The sequence below is a fragment of the Massilia sp. KIM genome (assembly GCF_002007115.1).
GTDB lineage: Bacteria > Pseudomonadota > Gammaproteobacteria > Burkholderiales > Burkholderiaceae_D > Telluria.
On record NZ_MVAD01000016.1, the window covers coordinates 1 to 607 of the forward strand.

Here is a 607-nt window from a genome sequence, read left to right on the forward strand (position 1 = left end):
TGTTACACCTTGTTACACTAATCGCTTGCAATTAGATCGCGAGCTATGTAATATGCTTTCCATGGCAGCGCGAAACGACAAGAGGCGCTGCCAACCGGTCAAAGGCGCGGGCAGGATCGCGAATCCTGCGGCGCCAACGAGCAAGCAAGAAAAAGCAATATTTAAATAGCGCACTATTCAATAGCGATTTAAATGAAGCGGATCTTCCGCAACAACCAAGGAGAAACACCATGTCGATCGAAAAAGTCCTCTACCGTGCCAGCGCCAAAGCCACCGGTGGCCGCGAAGGCCGCGCCGTGTCCTCGGACGGCGTGCTCGACGTCAAGCTGACCACCCCGAAAGAACTCGGCGGCAACGGCTTGGAAGGCACCAACCCGGAACAGCTGTTCGCAGCCGGCTACTCGGCCTGCTTCCTGGGCGCGATGAAATTCGTCGCCGCCCGCGACAAGCTGAAGATCTCGCCGGACGTGTCGGTGGAGGGCAGCGTGGGCATCGGCGCGATCCCGACCGGCTTCGGCATCGAAGTCACCCTGAAGATCAGCCTGCCGGGCGTCCCGGCCGACGAAGCCCAGACCCTGATCGACCGCGCCCACATCGTGTGCCCCTA

The 607-nt window shown here is 59.6% G+C and carries 1 protein-coding gene; it reads left to right on the forward strand.

All coding sequences use genetic code 11. From position 1 onward, the window contains the following. Nucleotides 1–230: 230 nt before the first annotated feature. A partial coding sequence (locus tag B0920_RS25285; protein ID WP_078035463.1) for an organic hydroperoxide resistance protein occupies nucleotides 231–607 on the forward strand: 377 nt, incomplete at its 3' end.